General features: G+C 70.2%; 15 protein-coding genes. 5 read left to right on the top strand and 10 right to left on the bottom strand.

Annotated elements, in window-relative coordinates; translation table 11 throughout:
- Nucleotides 1–3: 3 nt before the first annotated feature.
- The 9 genes from HL658_RS11875 to HL658_RS11835 form a co-directional block, all read right to left on the bottom strand.
- On the bottom strand, nt 4–543 hold the full coding sequence (locus tag HL658_RS11875; RefSeq protein ID WP_180281850.1) for a tripartite tricarboxylate transporter TctB family protein: 540 nt from the start codon (nt 541–543) through the stop codon (nt 4–6).
- A 196-nt stretch (nt 544–739) separates the two neighbouring features.
- Nucleotides 740–1,747 (bottom strand): quinone oxidoreductase family protein, encoded by a 1,008-nt coding sequence (locus tag HL658_RS11870; protein WP_180281851.1) that lies wholly within the window; start codon nt 1,745–1,747, stop codon nt 740–742.
- A 96-nt stretch (nt 1,748–1,843) separates the two neighbouring features.
- Nucleotides 1,844–3,346: a methylaspartate mutase subunit E gene (locus tag HL658_RS11865; RefSeq protein WP_180281852.1), complete on the bottom strand. Its 1,503-nt coding sequence runs from the start codon at nt 3,344–3,346 to the stop codon at nt 1,844–1,846.
- Nucleotides 3,321–4,754: a methylaspartate mutase accessory protein GlmL gene (gene glmL, locus HL658_RS11860; RefSeq protein ID WP_180281853.1), complete on the bottom strand. Its 1,434-nt coding sequence runs from the start codon at nt 4,752–4,754 to the stop codon at nt 3,321–3,323. The genes HL658_RS11865 and glmL overlap by 26 nt, the downstream gene beginning before the upstream one ends.
- The gene (gene glmS, locus HL658_RS11855) at nt 4,751–5,188 is read right to left on the bottom strand and encodes a methylaspartate mutase subunit S (RefSeq protein ID WP_180281854.1); all 438 of its coding nucleotides are present in this window, start codon (nt 5,186–5,188) and stop codon (nt 4,751–4,753) included. Before glmS ends, glmL begins: the two co-directional genes overlap by 4 nt.
- Nucleotides 5,189–5,237: 49 nt before the next feature.
- On the bottom strand, nt 5,238–6,320 hold the full coding sequence (locus HL658_RS11850) for a mandelate racemase/muconate lactonizing enzyme family protein (protein WP_180281855.1): 1,083 nt from the start codon (nt 6,318–6,320) through the stop codon (nt 5,238–5,240).
- A gap of 46 nt (nt 6,321–6,366) precedes the next feature.
- Nucleotides 6,367–7,347, bottom strand: a complete 981-nt coding sequence (locus HL658_RS11845; RefSeq protein WP_180281856.1) for a tripartite tricarboxylate transporter substrate binding protein — start codon at nt 7,345–7,347, stop codon at nt 6,367–6,369.
- A gap of 53 nt (nt 7,348–7,400) precedes the next feature.
- The gene (locus HL658_RS11840; RefSeq protein WP_180281857.1) at nt 7,401–8,357 is read right to left on the bottom strand and encodes an LLM class flavin-dependent oxidoreductase; all 957 of its coding nucleotides are present in this window, start codon (nt 8,355–8,357) and stop codon (nt 7,401–7,403) included.
- A 66-nt stretch (nt 8,358–8,423) separates the two neighbouring features.
- Entirely contained in the window at nt 8,424–9,239 is an 816-nt protein-coding gene (locus tag HL658_RS11835) for a UTRA domain-containing protein (RefSeq protein ID WP_180281858.1), read from the bottom strand.
- A 273-nt stretch (nt 9,240–9,512) separates the two neighbouring features.
- Here HL658_RS11835 and HL658_RS11830 point away from each other — a divergent pair, with 273 nt between their 5' ends.
- The gene (locus HL658_RS11830) at nt 9,513–9,926 is read left to right on the top strand and encodes a GerW family sporulation protein (protein WP_180281859.1); all 414 of its coding nucleotides are present in this window, start codon (nt 9,513–9,515) and stop codon (nt 9,924–9,926) included.
- Here the strand turns inward: HL658_RS11830 and HL658_RS11825 are convergent, their stop codons facing one another.
- Nucleotides 9,927–10,718 (bottom strand): GntR family transcriptional regulator, encoded by a 792-nt coding sequence (locus HL658_RS11825; RefSeq protein WP_180281860.1) that lies wholly within the window; start codon nt 10,716–10,718, stop codon nt 9,927–9,929. It abuts the gene before it with no gap.
- Nucleotides 10,719–10,911: 193 nt separating this feature from the next.
- Between HL658_RS11825 and HL658_RS11820 the strand changes: the two genes are divergently transcribed.
- Genes HL658_RS11820 through HL658_RS11805 form a run of 4 tightly spaced genes read left to right on the top strand, consistent with a single transcriptional unit; the run spans nt 10,912 to nt 14,162 of the window.
- Nucleotides 10,912–11,664 carry a 2Fe-2S iron-sulfur cluster-binding protein gene (locus HL658_RS11820; RefSeq protein ID WP_180281861.1) on the top strand — a complete coding sequence of 251 codons (753 nt, stop codon included), beginning with the start codon at nt 10,912–10,914 and terminating at the stop codon, nt 11,662–11,664.
- On the top strand, nt 11,661–12,044 hold the full coding sequence (locus tag HL658_RS11815) for a succinate dehydrogenase (RefSeq protein ID WP_343055070.1): 384 nt from the start codon (nt 11,661–11,663) through the stop codon (nt 12,042–12,044). Before HL658_RS11820 ends, HL658_RS11815 begins: the two co-directional genes overlap by 4 nt.
- A gap of 15 nt (nt 12,045–12,059) precedes the next feature.
- The gene (locus HL658_RS11810; protein ID WP_180281862.1) at nt 12,060–12,413 is read left to right on the top strand and encodes a succinate dehydrogenase/fumarate reductase transmembrane subunit; all 354 of its coding nucleotides are present in this window, start codon (nt 12,060–12,062) and stop codon (nt 12,411–12,413) included.
- Nucleotides 12,414–12,416: 3 nt separating this feature from the next.
- The gene (locus HL658_RS11805) at nt 12,417–14,162 is read left to right on the top strand and encodes an L-aspartate oxidase (RefSeq protein ID WP_180281863.1); all 1,746 of its coding nucleotides are present in this window, start codon (nt 12,417–12,419) and stop codon (nt 14,160–14,162) included.
- Nucleotides 14,163–14,244: the final 82 nt, after the last annotated feature.

The raw sequence follows: 14,244 nt of genomic DNA, 5'->3' as shown, positions 1-14,244 counted from the left end.
TCCTCAGTAGATGCCGAGCAGGCGATAGGTCGCCACGGTGATGTCGTCAAACACGCCGTGACCACGGTCCAGCGGCATCAGCGCGATCATGACGAACATGTAGAGGAAAGCCATGGTGCCGAGCAGCCCGACCAGAAGCACTTTCACCGGCCGGCGGTAGCCGCCGAGCAGGCACCAAGTGATCAGGAACAGGAAGGTCGCGATGGGGAAGCCGATCTGCTGGATCAGATAAGCGTAGACGAACACCACGGCCATGCCGATCCAGGCCAGCTTGGTGTCGTACTCCTCCTCGTCCTTCGGCTCCTCGGCGGGGGCCGCGGCGGCGGGCGCCTTGCGGAGCATCCAGAACTCGTGCAGCGCCCACAGGGCGCAGCAGATGCCCACCCCCCACAACAGCCAGGTCGGCCAGAAGGCCGGACCGAAGGAGTCCGGAATCATCTGGGCGGCCCGCGGATTGTCGAAGATCCGGCCGGACAGAAGAAAGATGCAGACGATCATCGCGAGCGGCGTGGCGATGCGGGCAAACACACGCATATCGACCATGCTCGTTCCCTCCCGTTGTTTCTTGGGCCGCTTCCGTGCCGCACCGGACCGGAAGCGGCTTCGCGTCGCTGGGAGGGGACGGAACGACGATTCGGACAGTCTCACCCAGCGATATGATCCGTCTCGATCCTGCCAAAGTTCAGCATCAGGAGCAAGTGCTTTTCGACAATCCTATCATCAAACGATCCGTTTTGTCTCATTGAACGGAATCGTCGGACGCAATCCGGAGCACGACCTTGCCGCGCGTGGCGCGGCTTTCCATCACCCCGTGCGCCTCCACGGCGGCGTCCAGCGGCAGTTCACGGTCGATGGCGACGTGCAGGTTTCCGGTGCGGTACGCGGCGAACAGGTCGGACGCGCGCGCGCGGCGCTCGTCGGCGGTGGCGATGTAGTCAGCCAGATGCGGGCGGGTGAAGAAGATCGACCCGGCCTCCGCCAGCTCGATCGGCTCGATCGACGGCACCGGGCCGGAGCTGGCGCCGAACAGCACGCAGGTGCCGCGGCGGCGCAGGCTCGCCATGCTGCGGTGGATGGTGTCCTTGCCGACCGAATCATAGACGACGTGGACGCCCTCGCCACCGGTCAGGTCGCGCACGATCGGCTGGAAATCCTCCTCCCGGTAGAGGATGGCGCGCTCCGCCCCAAGCCCTTCGACGAGTTCCGCCTTGTCGCGGCTGCCCACCGTGCCGAACACCCGTGCGCCGCGGATGCGGCCGAGCTGGACCAGGAGCTGCCCGACCCCGCCGGCCGCGGCATGGACGAGGCAGGCCTGCCCCGGCTGCAGCGGGAACAGGGAATGGCTGAGGTAATGGGCGGTTGCGCCCTGGAGCTGCAACGCGGCGGCCACCGCGAAGGGCACGCCGTCCGGCACCGGCACCAGCTTGTCCACCGGCACCACCGCCCGCTCGGCGTAGGAGCCGCGCACCAGGCACCAGGCGACGCGGTCGCCGGGCTTCACGTCGGTGACGCCCTCGCCCACCGCCTCCACCACGCCGGCCCCCTCCATCCCCAGCGTCATCGGCAGCGGCGCGCCGTAGGTGCGGGAGTTCTTGTAGATCCCCTTGCGCATGTAGACGTCGATGTAGTTGATCCCGGCGACCGCCAGACGCACCAACGCCTCGCCCGGTCCCGGCTCCGGCTCCGGGACCTCGGCGAGGCGCATGGCGGAGGCGTCGCCGTACGCGTCGATGGTGATGGCTTTCATGGTTGTTCCCTTAGGTGTCCGCGTGGGGCCCCCACCCAAACCCTCCCCCCGCCCAGCGGAGGGAGGTCGGGAGGGGGGCCCGCTCAGCAACTCCCCCTACGCCACCATCGCCGGCATCAGCCGGGACAGCGGCTCGCTCAACTCATAGACGCTGCCGACGGCGAGCTGATGGTCGAATGGCACACGCTCCCGCTCGGCGCGGCGGCGCAGCTTCTCCTCGTGGATCTCCATCACGTCGCGCGGGATCGGCATGTCGCCGGCATCCAGGATGCGGATGCAGCCGTCGGCGTCGCGCGCCGGCAGCACCCGGCTCTTCACCTGCCGGTTCGGCGACCAGGGGATATCCATCACCCCGGCCGCGAAGGCCCGCACGGTGCCGACGGCGACGTCGCCGTCGCCCATCTCCAGCACCCGGTCGACCACCGCGCGCACCTCGCGCTTGATCAGGTCCACCTCGAACTCGTGGGCCGGCAGCCCGTCCAGCCGCACGCCGTAGGAGACGTGGATCGCCATGCGGGTGGTGCGCAGCCCCTCGGCGTTGGCCTGCGGGGTCGGGATGCCGATGGCCTCGTGCGTGCTCTTGGTGGTGACGCTGGACGCCCCGCCGACGGCCGCCAGGGTGCCGCCATAGCCGATCAGGGCGGCGGCCTGCGCCTCGTCCGCCGGCCATGCTCCCATCCAGTGCAGGCTGGTGACGGGGGTGAAGACGTCGGTGTAGCCGAAGCGCGCCAGATACTCCTGGCACAGCTCGCGGCAGGCGCGGATAGCCGCGGCGTCCTGCACGAGGTGCAGGCACTGCCCCAGCTCCAGCCCGTAATGCCGCACCCCCTGCCTGGCCGCCAGCAGCAGGTCGAGCACGCAGGTCATGATGGCGATGGAGGGCGGGATGATGGTGCCGGTCAGGAAACCCGGCTGGCGCCGGTGCAACTCCACCCCGTGCTCCTGGTAGAGGGCGGCGAGGCGGTCGACATACTGGTAGTTCCGGATGCCCTCCTCGATCGTCGTCTCCTTGGTGTAGGAGACGGTGTAGGCGATGCCCGATCCCAGATAGCCGGTGTAGCCGCCGGCGTATCCGATCTCCGCCGTCAGCTTGGGCATGGCGGTGCCGGACAGCACGATGGCCGGCTTCTCGATCCCCGCGATCAGCGCGCGGCAGGCGTCCACCCCGTAGTTGACCAGCGGAAAGCCGTTCAGCATCGACCGCCCGAGCCGTTCCGACTCCTCCACGCCCCGCTGGGCCTGCACGAACTGCTCGTTGCGGGTGTAGCTGTCGGTGGTGGTGGGCACGATGTCCGCCATGCCGTCGCGGTCCAGCGTGCGCATCAGCTCCGTCTGCATCGCCAGCGTGGCGAAGCCGCCGCGCGGCTGGGTCAGGCAACGGCCCTCCGCCACCGCCCGGCGCAGCACGGCGGGCAGCCGCTTGTGCGCGGGCAGGGTCTTGTGGAAGGCCGCCGCCTCCTCCACGTCGACGCGGGCGCCGGTCGGCCAGCGGGCGAGATTGTCGCGCCGCATGCGGGCGAACAGGTCGCCGGGAATGGCGGCGTCGCTCAGCGGCAGGGTCGGCGGGTTCGGGTCAAGAGACGCAACGGTGCCGGGCATGGCAGCCCTCCTCCAGCGTGTCGAGGTGGTTGAGACCGAGGGCCAGGGCTGCGGCGGGATCCACCGCGCGCAGCAGGCCGACGGCGTAGAGCAGGTAATGGCGGTCGAGCAGCATCCGCGGCCGTTCGGGCCGCAGCGATCCCGGCGCCGACGGGTCGGCCAGCGCCGGGCGCAGCAGGTCGGCCGGGTCGTCGGCGTGCACCAGGGCGCCGCCGGTCCCGATCAGGGTGGTGACGGCGCTCAGATCCTTGCCGCGCTGCACGGTCACCGGGCCGGTGACGGCGTAGACCGTCTCCACCGTGCCGGCGTGGCGGGCGGCGGCGAGGCCGATCGCCGCGCGGGCAAGCGCCCGGTCGAAGCGGGCCTCGTCCGGGGTCTGCGGCACCCGCTCCACCTCGTCGGCGAGCAATGCCAGCAGGGCCGCCACGCGCTCGGCCGGCAGGCCGGCGTCGGCGGCGATGCGGGCAGGCCCGACCGCCTCGACGATGGCGGCGGCGTTGTGGCGCATGCCGAGGTCGCCCTCCACCGTGCGCTTCAGGTAGGGCTCGGGCAGGCCGTGGACGAGCACACCGGAGCGCGCCGGCTCGCCCGAGCAGACCGAATGCACGTCGGTGGTGGCGCCGCCGATATCGACGACGACCAGTGGCCCCAGGCCGCCCTGCCCTTCGATCCCCTCGGCGATGAGCTGCGCGCCGTCCAGCACCGCGGCGGGGGTGGGCATCAGCACGGCGTCGAGCATGCCGGCGGCGCGGTCGATGCCCTTGGCGTGCACGATGCGATCGATGAAGATCGCGCGGATGGCGTCGCGCGCCGGTTCCAGGTCCAGCTTGCCGAACTCCGGCATCACGTTGCGGGTGACGACGACCGGCTTGCCGCCGGCCTCCAGCCGCCGCTTCGCTTCGGTCGCGGCGTTGCGGTTGCCGGCGACCACCACCGGGCAGCGGATCGACGCCACGGACAGCGCCGCAGCGTTCTCCAGGATCACCGCGCTGTTGCCGCCGTCGGTGCCACCGGCCAGCAGCAGGATGTCGGGGGCCAGATCCTCGATGGTGGTCACGTCCTCCGCCGTGAGGCTGTAGGCGAAGGTCCCCACCAGCTTGGCCCCGGCGCCGAGTGCGGCCAGCCGCGCGGCCTCCGCCGTCAGCTCCTTCACCAGCCCGACCGTGACCATGCGCAGGCCGCCGGCGGCGCTGCTGGAGGCCAGCCGGTGGCGGAAGACGGGCAGCGTCCCGCCGAGCCGACGGGCCAGATCCGCCAGCGCCTGCTCCATCCCCACCGTCACGTCGGTGGTCACGGTGGACGGCCCCTGCCCGGTGCCGACAATGCGGCCGGACGCCAGATCGACGGCGCGCAGCTTGGTGTAGGTGCTGCCGAAATCCACCAGAAGAGCGTGGCCGCCGTCGCTCACGACGCGCTCCGCACCGGTTCCGCGCGCGCGCCAAAGTCGCGTGCCAGGATGTCGATCACCTCGTCGGTGCGGGTGCCGGGCGGGAAGGCGCGGTCGAAGCCCATGTCGGTGAAGCGCTTCTCCACCTCCGGCCAGGGCTGCTTGCCGACCACGAGGTTGCCGCCGACATAGAGCAGGATGTCGCCGATCCCCGCCTCCACGCAGCGGTCGCGGAAGCCGCGGCAGTCCAGTTCCCCCTGCCCGTAGAGGGAGGAGACGAGGATGGCGTCGGCCGCCGTCTCGATGGCGGCACGGACGAACTCCTCCGCCGGGGTCAGCGCGCCCAGCGACACCACGCGGTAGCCGGCTGCTTCCAGCGCCATGGTGAGGATGCGGTTGCCGACGATGTGGGTGTCCGACCCGATCACGCCGGTGACGAGCGTTCTGCCGGTCATGGTGTCCTCGATTGTTTGGTTGTTCGCGGGGGTGATCGCGTCGGGCCCCCTATCGCCCGAACGCCGCCGCCGCCACGCTCAGCCGTTCCAGCCGCGCCGGGTCCGGTTGCGGCGTCCAGCCTTTCGGCAGCGCCACGTCCGGGCCCTGGCGGGTCAGCGGATCGGCAAGCACGCTCTCGCGCGGTTTCAGGAATCCGTTCATCTCGCCGGCGTTGCGGATGTGGCGGTGCGCGACGCAGGCCTCCATCCAGCAGCCGATGTCGGCGGCCACGCCGTTGCCCAGCACCGGCTCCATGCCGAGCGCGCGGATGCGCTCCAGCAGGTCGGCGCAGGCGGTGAGGCCGCCGCACTTCATGAGCTTGAGCTTGATGTGGGTGGCCGCGCGCAGCTCGGCCGCCCGCTCGATGTCCTCCAAGCCGTAGATGGACTCGTCGAGCATGATGGGGATGCCCTGACCGCGGCCGGTCTCGGCCACCGCCACCGCGGCGTCCCAATCACCGGCCGGGCAGAGCTGTTCGACCAGCTCGATCGCGGTGGGGTCGAGCGCCTTCAGGAAGCGCACGGCGCCCCCGCGGTCGTAACCCTGGTTGCCGTCCAGCCGGATCGTCGCCCGGCCGTCCAGCATCGCCTGGATGCCGGCCACCCGCGGCGCGTCGCGGTCCGGGTCGAAGCCGACCTTGACCTTCAGCGTGCGGTAGCCGTCGGCGAGGCGGGCTTCCACCTCCGCGCGGATGGCCGCCGGTTCCATGGCGTTGATGATGGCCAGAAGCGGCACCCGCCGCCCCTCCCCATGGTCGAGAAGCGGATGCCCTTCCAGCATCTCGATGGCGGTGACGGCGGCGGTGACGCCGAAGGGATGCTCGTGCACGTGACGGCCGAGTTCGGCCTTCGCCTCCTCCGCCGTGGCGCCCGCCAGCCGCCCCGTCTCCTCGCTCAGGAACCGCCACGCGACGTCCGGCACCTCCTCGGTGTATCCGGCGAGCGGGGTGGCTTCACCCCACCCCGTGCGCCCGTCCTCCCCCGTCACCGCCACCAGCATGGTGTCGAACGCCTCCACCGGCCCGAAGGCCAGCTTGTAGGGGATGACGAGCGGCAACCGCAGCCGATGGACGGCGATCCGGTCGATGCGCATGACGGTCACTCCTTACCCTTGATGCAGACTCAGTCCGGGGGCCGGATCAGCCACCCTTCGCCCCCTCCTTCACCTGCGGGAACTGCTGCATGTACTTCTGGACCGTGTCGTAGAAGCTGACGACCTCCTTCTGTGCCTCCTCCTGGCTCAGCGGCTTGGCGACGCAGGTGAAGGTGTCGGTGCAGAACTTCTTCCACTCCGGCGACGCCAGCACCTTGTCGAAGGCGGCGCGCAGCACCTTCACCTTGTCGGCGGGGGTGTCGGCCTTGACGACGAGCGTCCGGAAGTTCGGCAGATCGCTGATCTGCATCCCCATTTCCTTGGACGTCGTGACGTCGGGGAAGGATTCGTGGCGGTTGTCGTCGAAGATCAGCAGCGGACGCAGGTCGCCCGACTTGATGAACTGCACGACGTCGCCGGGCTCCTCGTAGATCACGTCGGTGTGCGCGCCGACGGTGGAAGCGTAGCGCTCCGCCGGGCGGGCGAAGGGCACGTTGGTCATCGGGAAGCCCTGCTGGGCGAGGTAACGCAGCGTGATGTCGTCCTGCGAGCCGTAGCCGGAGGTCGCCACGCGCAGCTTGCCGGGGTTCGCCTTGGCGTGGTCGAGCAGCTCCTTGGCGGTCTTGAACGGGCTGCTCTTCGGCACCAGCAGCATCGACGGCGAGTTCTGCATGAAGCCGACGACGGTGAAGTCCTTCGGCCGCGCGGTGCCGAGGCCGGTGGCCCAGGACGACACGGTGATGGCGATCAGCACGCCCACCGTCTGCCCGTCCGCCGGGTTGGTGGCGATGCGGGTCATGCCGGCGTTGCCGGACGCGCCGGAGATGTTGGCGACCGGCATGGCCACCCCCAGGATCGGCTCGGCCAGACGCGCCGCCTGGCGCGCCATGGCGTCGGCCCCGCCGCCCGGTCCCCAGGGCACGACGACGTCCACGGGACGGGACGGGAACTTGTCCTGCGCCAGCGCCGGGGCCGCGGCCATGGTGACGGCGGCGGCGAGAGCGAGGGCGATGCGGGTGGTTTTCATCGTTTTTCCTGCCATGTTTGACCTCCCCAGTTGGCCGGCCTCGTGTTTGCGGATCACGCGTAGGCCGGCAGAATGCGTTCACCGAAGCGCCGCATGCCGTCGATCGGCGGCATGGGCTGGATGACGACGTGGTTCACCCCGGCGTCGATCCAGCGGTCGAGCCGTTCCCGGATGCGCCCCTCGTCGCCGAGAAGGTTGGAGTCCAGGATGTCCTGCACGGTGGGCGGCACCGGAAAGCGGTGCTCGCGCTCCTTGGCGTACATGCGCGCCCAGCGCATGATCTCGTCCTCGCCGTCGCCGGACAGGTAGACCGCCGACACCGCCACCTCCAGCGGCCGGTCGGGGCCGCGCCGGGCACGCATCGGTTCCACCAGCGCCGCCACCTGCTCCGGCGGCTTGGAGTACATGAACCAGCAGTCGGCGAAATCGTGGATGATCTCCCGCGTGCGCTCGCTGTCGCCGGCGATCCAGAAGGGCGGCCAGGGCCGCTGCACCGGCTTCGGGTTGCAATAAGCGTCCTTGAACCGGTAGTGATATCCCGCGTAGGTTGTCACCTCCTCGGTGAAGAGCTTCTGCATCACCTCGCACGCCTCGTACATCCGGCGGCTGCGGCCATCGTGCTCGTCCCACTCGAAGCCGTAGGATTCCAGCTCGCTCCGGAACCAGCCGGACCCGGGCGCGATGATCACGCGGCCGCCGGTGATGTGGTCCAGCGTGGCCGCGATCTTGGCGGTCAGGCCGGGGTGGCGCAGGTTGTTGTTGAGCGAGTGGCCGCCAAGCCGGATGCGCTTGGTCAGCGCGCCGATGGCGGTGATGGTGGTCCAATGCTCCAGGATCGGCTTGGACCGGTCGAGGTGCGCATTCTCCACGTGGTCGGGAATCCAGGCGCTGTCGAAGCCCAGATCCTCGGCGATGCGCGCCATCTCCAGCGCGTAGTCGAAACCGGATGACGTGGCCCCCATCTCGCCCTGGACGGCGAGACGGACGCCGAAGGACAGCCTTCGGGCCATAGTCGTCTCCTCCCAACTCGGTTCCGGACGGCCTCGTTCGGCGGGCGGTCCGCTGCGCTGCCGTGGTCAGGCCGTACCGGTCTGGCGCGGCGGCAGCACGGTTGATTCGGCGAGCCGTCCGCGGATGGGCTGCGTGCCGGTCTCGAAGCGGAAGCGGTAGCGGTCGCCGCGGAAGATGTTGTGCCCGTGGATCATGGGCTCCCCCTCGGCATCGAAATAGGTGTGCTCGCGCCACAGCAGCGGCGCCCCGCGCGGCACGTCGAGCAGACGCGCCTCGCGCTCGTCGGCGCCGTGGCAGCCGACCATGTGCTCGATGCGGTGCAGCTTGCGCCCGGTGATCCGCTGCACCATCGCGAAGACCGGCTCGATCTGCAGCCCGTCCAGCTTGAGCTTCGCGCCGATCGATTCGGCGAGGATGCGCACCTCCAGTCCGAGTGGTGCGCCATCGACGATGCGCAGCCGCTCCAGCCGCCAGACGGCGGCGCCGACCGGAAGCCGCAGGGCGCGGGCGACAGGCTCGGTCGCGTCGCCGGCCTTCCAGCTCAGCAGCCGCGGCTCCACCGCCATCTGCGTCTCGATCATGTCCTCCTCGAATGAGGAGGCGCTCATGTCGTGTTCGACCGGGCGGGGCACGGCGAAGGTACCGCGGCCGGCGACGCGGCGCACCAGCCCGTCCGCCTCCAGCACGCCCATGGCCTGCCGGACGGTGAGCCGGCTGACGCCGAAGCGCCGCACGCATTCCGCCTCGCTCGGCAGCCGCAGACCCGACACCACACCCGCCGCGGCGATCGCCCGTACCAGCCGGTCGGCCAACTGCTGGTACAGCGGCCGCAGGCTTTGCGGGTCGAGATCGTCGAGGGTGGCGAGGTCGATGCCGGTCACACCGGAACTCCTCTAGATGACAGGACAGGTACAGTCTGGCTGCGGTTCGTTCGGAGGTCAAGCTTTTTGTTTGACGGACGGATGGTTTGTGTGCGGGGTGGTTGACGGCCGGCCATTGGTTGGAGGCTTGCGCCGAGCCTACCGCCCGTCCTCGCCATGATCGGTGGGGACAAGAATGGACATACTCAAGTATTCATTGCTGGCCGCTCGTGTCACCCTGGCCAGAATTCCCGCCTTCGGCTATCATCCCGCAGTGCAGCGTGGAGATGACCCATGAATCCGTTCGCCTGTCTGACCGACCCGGCCGTGGAACTGATGAAGACGACGACCGGAGAGTTCGAGAAGATCCTGTCCAAAGGCGCCGTCGGGGCGCCGATCACGGTCGGGGACTACACGCTCATCCCGCTGCTCATCACCACCTTCGGCGTCGGCTCGGGCGGCGGCTCCTACCTGGGCGAGCCGATCGGCGGCGGCGGGGGCGGCGGGGTGATCCCCTGCGCGGTGCTGGTCGTCGGGCCGGACGGCGTGGAGCTGAAGACCCTGCCGCACGAGGCGACGGACGCCGCGCACCGCTCCGTCGCGGCGCTGGTGGCGGAGGCCACCAGCCGCTTCAAGCGCCCGGCCGCGGTGGTGCCGGTCACGCCGGAGCCGGCCGTCCCCGTCGTCGTGACGCCCACCGCCGTCTGATCAGCCGCCGGCATCCACGATCTGCAACGCCCGGTCCGTCGGCGGCACGTAGGCGCGCTGGAAGATGGCCGGCGCGTCGCGGTAGCTGTAGCCGAGCAGGTGCCAGATCAGGCCGAAGCTGCCGCGCGGCAGGTTGATCAGGTTGCACACCCGCGGCGGGATCAGGCCGCACTGCATGCGCTGCTCCATGCGGAGCGTGGGCAGGTTGAAGCGCTCCGCCAGAAAGTCGCGGAGCAGCACGCCGTCCAGCTCGTCCGGCGGGATGTCGAGCAGCGTGCGCACGCGCGATCCCGGCAGGTAGAATTCGCTGTAGACGTCGAACTCCCCGCCGACGCTGAGGCGGCGGCGCAGCGTGACAAAGCTTGACTCGTCCTTGAGGAAATGGCTCCACGGTCCGGGCTCGGTGGTCTCGGCGATGCCGAGCACGGTTGAGAAGACCGGCAGCAGCCGGTCGCCGCCCTCCGACAGGAAGCGGAAGTGGCGCAGCGCCTCCTCCGGCGTGCGGCTGGTGCCGACGAAGGTGCCGCGCCCGTGCTGGCGCACCACCACCCGGTCCTCGACCAGAAGCTGGAGCGCCTTCTGCACGGTGCCCAGGCTGACCTCCATGGACTTCGCGAGGTCCGCCTCCGACGGAAGCTGGTCGCCGGGCTTCCAGACGCCCCCCTCGATCTGCCGCAGGATGCGGTTGGCGACCTGGCCGTATTTCGGCCCGCCCCCCTCCGCCGCCGCCCGGCGGCGCGGGTTCGCCCGCCCCTGGAAGGGCACGACCCCGCCCGTGTCCTGCTCCGACATCGCCACCCCACCCCGTCCGGCCCGCACCGGCGCTGCTCGCCGCATCCCGAGCAAACCATTGTAAGCGCTCCCGAACCGGCGTCCAAGGCCGGCTGCCCGCGGATACCGTCCGCACACCAAACATTTCCTATTGACACAGGTCCTCTATAGGACTTACGGTCGTGGCAACAGGGCGCCAAGGAGGAACCCCATCGTGCAGTCATCCGCCGCGCAGCCATCCGCCTCGACCGAACTCGGCGAGCTGACCGTTTCCGTCTGGCGCGGCGCCGCGGACGGCCGGCTGGAAAGCTTCCGCGTGCCGCACCGGACCAGCCAGACCGTGCTGGACGTGGTCACCTGGATCCAGCGCCACCTCGACCCGACACTGACCTACCGCTTCGCCTGCCGGGTCGGCATGTGCGGGTCCTGCGCCATGATGGTGAACGGGGCGCCGCGCTGGACCTGCCGCACCCATGTGTCGCGCGTGGCGAAGGACGGTCATCTGGAGCTGCGCCCGCTGCGCAACCTGCCGGTCGTCAAGGATCTGGCGGCCGACATGACCGAGTTCTTCGACAAGTGGCGCGACGCCTACGGCCGCTTCTCCCCCACCCCGACGGCGGACGGCGACTTCCACCGGGTGGACCCGGAGAGCGCCGAGCGCAAGGCGGCGTCCGCCGGGATCGAGTGCATCGGCTGCGCCGTCTGCTACGCCGCCTGCGACGTGGTGTCGTGGAATCCCGATTATCTCGGCCCCGCCGCGCTCAACCGCGCCTGGACGCTGATCAACGACGTGCGCGATGCCGACCGTTCCGGCCATCTGGCCGCCGTGGCCGACGACGCGGGCTGCCACGCCTGCCACAGCCAGGGCAGCTGCACCAAGCACTGTCCGAACGGGCTGAACCCGTCCATGGCGATCACCGGGCTGAAGAAGTCGGTGCTCGGCGCGCTGCTGCGGGGTGACCTGTGACCGCCGCGTCCTACGACACGGGTGCCGCGAAGGCCGGCGGCCGGCGCGGGCGCCGGCTGGAGCTGCGGCTGTTCGCCGCCCAGCGCATCAGCGCCATGATCATGGCCCCGCTGGTGCTGATCCACCTCGTCACCATCCTGGTCGCCGTGCGCGGGGGCCTGAGCGCCGACGAGATCCTGGCGCGCACCGAGGGAAGCGTCCTTTGGGGCGGCTTCTACGGGCTGTTCGTGGTCGCCGCGGCGGTGCACGCCGCCATCGGGCTGCGCGGCATCGTCCGGGAATGGACGCCCTGGCACGGGCGCGGCCTGGACGTGGCGGCGCTGGGCTTCGCGGCGCTCGTGCTGATCCTCGGCTTCCGCGCCGTCGCGGCCGTCGTCTAGGGAAAGGAAGGAACCATGTCCACCCTGTCCCGCGTCGCCGCCTCGCGCAACCACCCCGCCTACTGGGCGTTCCTGGTCCACCGGCTGTCCGGCCTGGGCCTCGCGCTTTTCCTGCCCCTGCACCTCCTTGTGCTGGGACTTGCCGTCGAGCGCGCGTCGCTCGACGGTTTTCTATCCTGGACCGATCGGCCGCTGGTGAAGCTGGCGGAGACCGGGCTGGTCGTCCTGCTGGCGGTCCATCTGACCGGGGGCCTGCGGGTCCTGGCGCTGGAGTTCCTGCCCTGGAGCGACGCGCAGAAGACGCGCATCGCCATCGCCTTCGGCGTGGCGCTCGCGGTCGGCCTTCTCTTCCTCCTGCTGGCGGTGTGAGCCATGACGCGTGAGACGATCCGGCAACACGAGACCGACGTGCTGATCCTGGGCTCCGGCGGAGCCGGGCTGTTCGGGGCTCTGCACGCCCACCGCGCCAATCCCGATCTGCGCATCACCATCGCGGTCAAGGGGCTGCTCGGCAAATGCGGCTGCACCCGCATGGTGCAGGGCGGATACAACGTCGCCCTCAACCCCAAGGATTCGATCGAGCGCCATTTCATGGACACGATCGAGGGCGGCAAGTGGCTGAACCACCAGGAGCTCGCCTGGAAGCTCTGCAACGTCGCGGTCGAGCGCATCCTCGAGCTCGAGAACGAACTGGGCTGCTTCTTCGACCGCAACCCCGACGGCACGCTGCACCAGAAGGCCTTCGCCGGCCAGACCTTCGACCGCACGGTGCACAAGGGTTCGCTGACCGGGATCGAGATCATCAACCGCCTGTCCGAGCAGGTCTGGGCGCGCGGCATCGAGCGGCTGGAGGAGCACCGGGCGGTCGCCCTGATCCCGTCCACGGACGGCTCGCGCATCGCCGGGGTGCTGCTGATCGACATGCGCGACGGCGGCTTCCGGCTGGTGCGGGCCAAGGCCGTGCTGCTGGCGACCGGCGGCGGCCCCAGCATGTACCGCTACCACACGCCGTCGGGCGACAAGACCTGCGACGGCATGGCGATGGCGCTGCACGCCGGCCTGACGCTCCGCGACATGGAGCTGGTGCAGTTCCACCCCACCGGCCTCGTCGCCGGCAACGACACGCGCATCACCGGCACCATCATCGAGGAGGGGCTGCGCGGGGCCGGCGGCCATGTGCTCGACGGCGACGGCGAGCGCTTCATGCACAAGTACGACCCGCGCGGCGAGCGGGCCACCCGCGACATCGTCAGCCGCGGCATGTACGAGGAGATGCGCAAGGGCAGGACCGGCCCCAACGGCGGCCTCTACATCACCATGCGCCACCTGGACCCGGTCATGGTGCGCCGCGAGTTCAAGGGCATGGTGGACCGCTGCCGCGACGTCGGCTTCGATCTCGTCTCCGGGTTGGTCGAGGTCACGCCCACCGCCCATTACATGATGGGCGGCGTGGTGTTCGAGACCGACACCAGCACCGCGCTGACCGGCCTGTTCGCGGCGGGGGAGGACACCGGCGGCATCCACGGCGCCAACCGGCTGGGCGGCAACGGGGTCGCCAACTCCACCGTCTTCGGCGGAGTCGCCGGTGACAGCATGGCCGCCTGGATCGCCGCGGAGAAGCCGGGCCTCGCCGAGCCCGATCAGACGGTGGTGGACGCCGCCGTGACACGTTGCCTGACGCCCTTCGGCCGCAAGGGCGGCGATCTGAACGCGTTGCGCGAGCGGATGCTGGACCTGATGTGGGACGATGTCGGCATCGTCCGCGACCGGGAGGGGCTGACCCGCGCGCTGACGGCACTCGACGATCTGTCGGCGGAGCTGGAGGCGACGGGTGTGGCCGAGGCATCGCGGGTGTTCAACCTGACCTGGCACGACTGGCTGAACCTGCAAAGCCAGCTCCTCGTCAGCAAGGCCATCGCCACCGCGGCCCTGGCGCGGGAGGACAGCCGCGGCGCCCATTACCGCGCCGACTTCCCGGAGACCGGGCCGCTGGAAACCTCGGCCAACACGCTGGTGCGGATGGTGGACGGGCGCCTCGCCCTCTCCACCGCCCCGGTCGCCTTCACCCGCGTCCGCCCCGGCGAGACGCTGATCCGCGACGCCGTCGCCGCGGAGTAGTCGAAACATCCCCTCTCCCGCCCCCGGCGGGAGAGGGAGGGACCCGCGAAGCGGGAGGGTGAGGGCCTTGGATTTTCCGAAG

The sequence above is a fragment of the Azospirillum oleiclasticum genome (assembly GCF_013423485.1).
Classification (GTDB): Bacteria; Pseudomonadota; Alphaproteobacteria; order Azospirillales; family Azospirillaceae; genus Azospirillum; species Azospirillum oleiclasticum.
Note: the sequence above shows the minus strand (reverse complement) of the source record. Positions and strands in the feature narration are given on the sequence as shown.

Coding starts and splice junctions, on each gene's coding strand:
- HL658_RS11875 (WP_180281850.1), bottom strand. CDS start 543: ATGGTCGATATGCGTGTGTTTGCCCGCATCGCCACGCCGCTCGCGATG.
- HL658_RS11870 (WP_180281851.1), bottom strand. CDS start 1,747: ATGAAAGCCATCACCATCGACGCGTACGGCGACGCCTCCGCCATGCGC.
- HL658_RS11865 (WP_180281852.1), bottom strand. CDS start 3,346: ATGCCCGGCACCGTTGCGTCTCTTGACCCGAACCCGCCGACCCTGCCG.
- glmS (WP_180281854.1), bottom strand. CDS start 5,188: ATGACCGGCAGAACGCTCGTCACCGGCGTGATCGGGTCGGACACCCAC.
- HL658_RS11850 (WP_180281855.1), bottom strand. CDS start 6,320: ATGCGCATCGACCGGATCGCCGTCCATCGGCTGCGGTTGCCGCTCGTC.
- HL658_RS11845 (WP_180281856.1), bottom strand. CDS start 7,347: ATGAAAACCACCCGCATCGCCCTCGCTCTCGCCGCCGCCGTCACCATG.
- HL658_RS11840 (WP_180281857.1), bottom strand. CDS start 8,357: ATGGCCCGAAGGCTGTCCTTCGGCGTCCGTCTCGCCGTCCAGGGCGAG.
- HL658_RS11830 (WP_180281859.1), top strand. CDS start 9,513: ATGAATCCGTTCGCCTGTCTGACCGACCCGGCCGTGGAACTGATGAAG.
- HL658_RS11825 (WP_180281860.1), bottom strand. CDS start 10,718: ATGTCGGAGCAGGACACGGGCGGGGTCGTGCCCTTCCAGGGGCGGGCG.
- HL658_RS11810 (WP_180281862.1), top strand. CDS start 12,060: ATGTCCACCCTGTCCCGCGTCGCCGCCTCGCGCAACCACCCCGCCTAC.
- HL658_RS11805 (WP_180281863.1), top strand. CDS start 12,417: ATGACGCGTGAGACGATCCGGCAACACGAGACCGACGTGCTGATCCTG.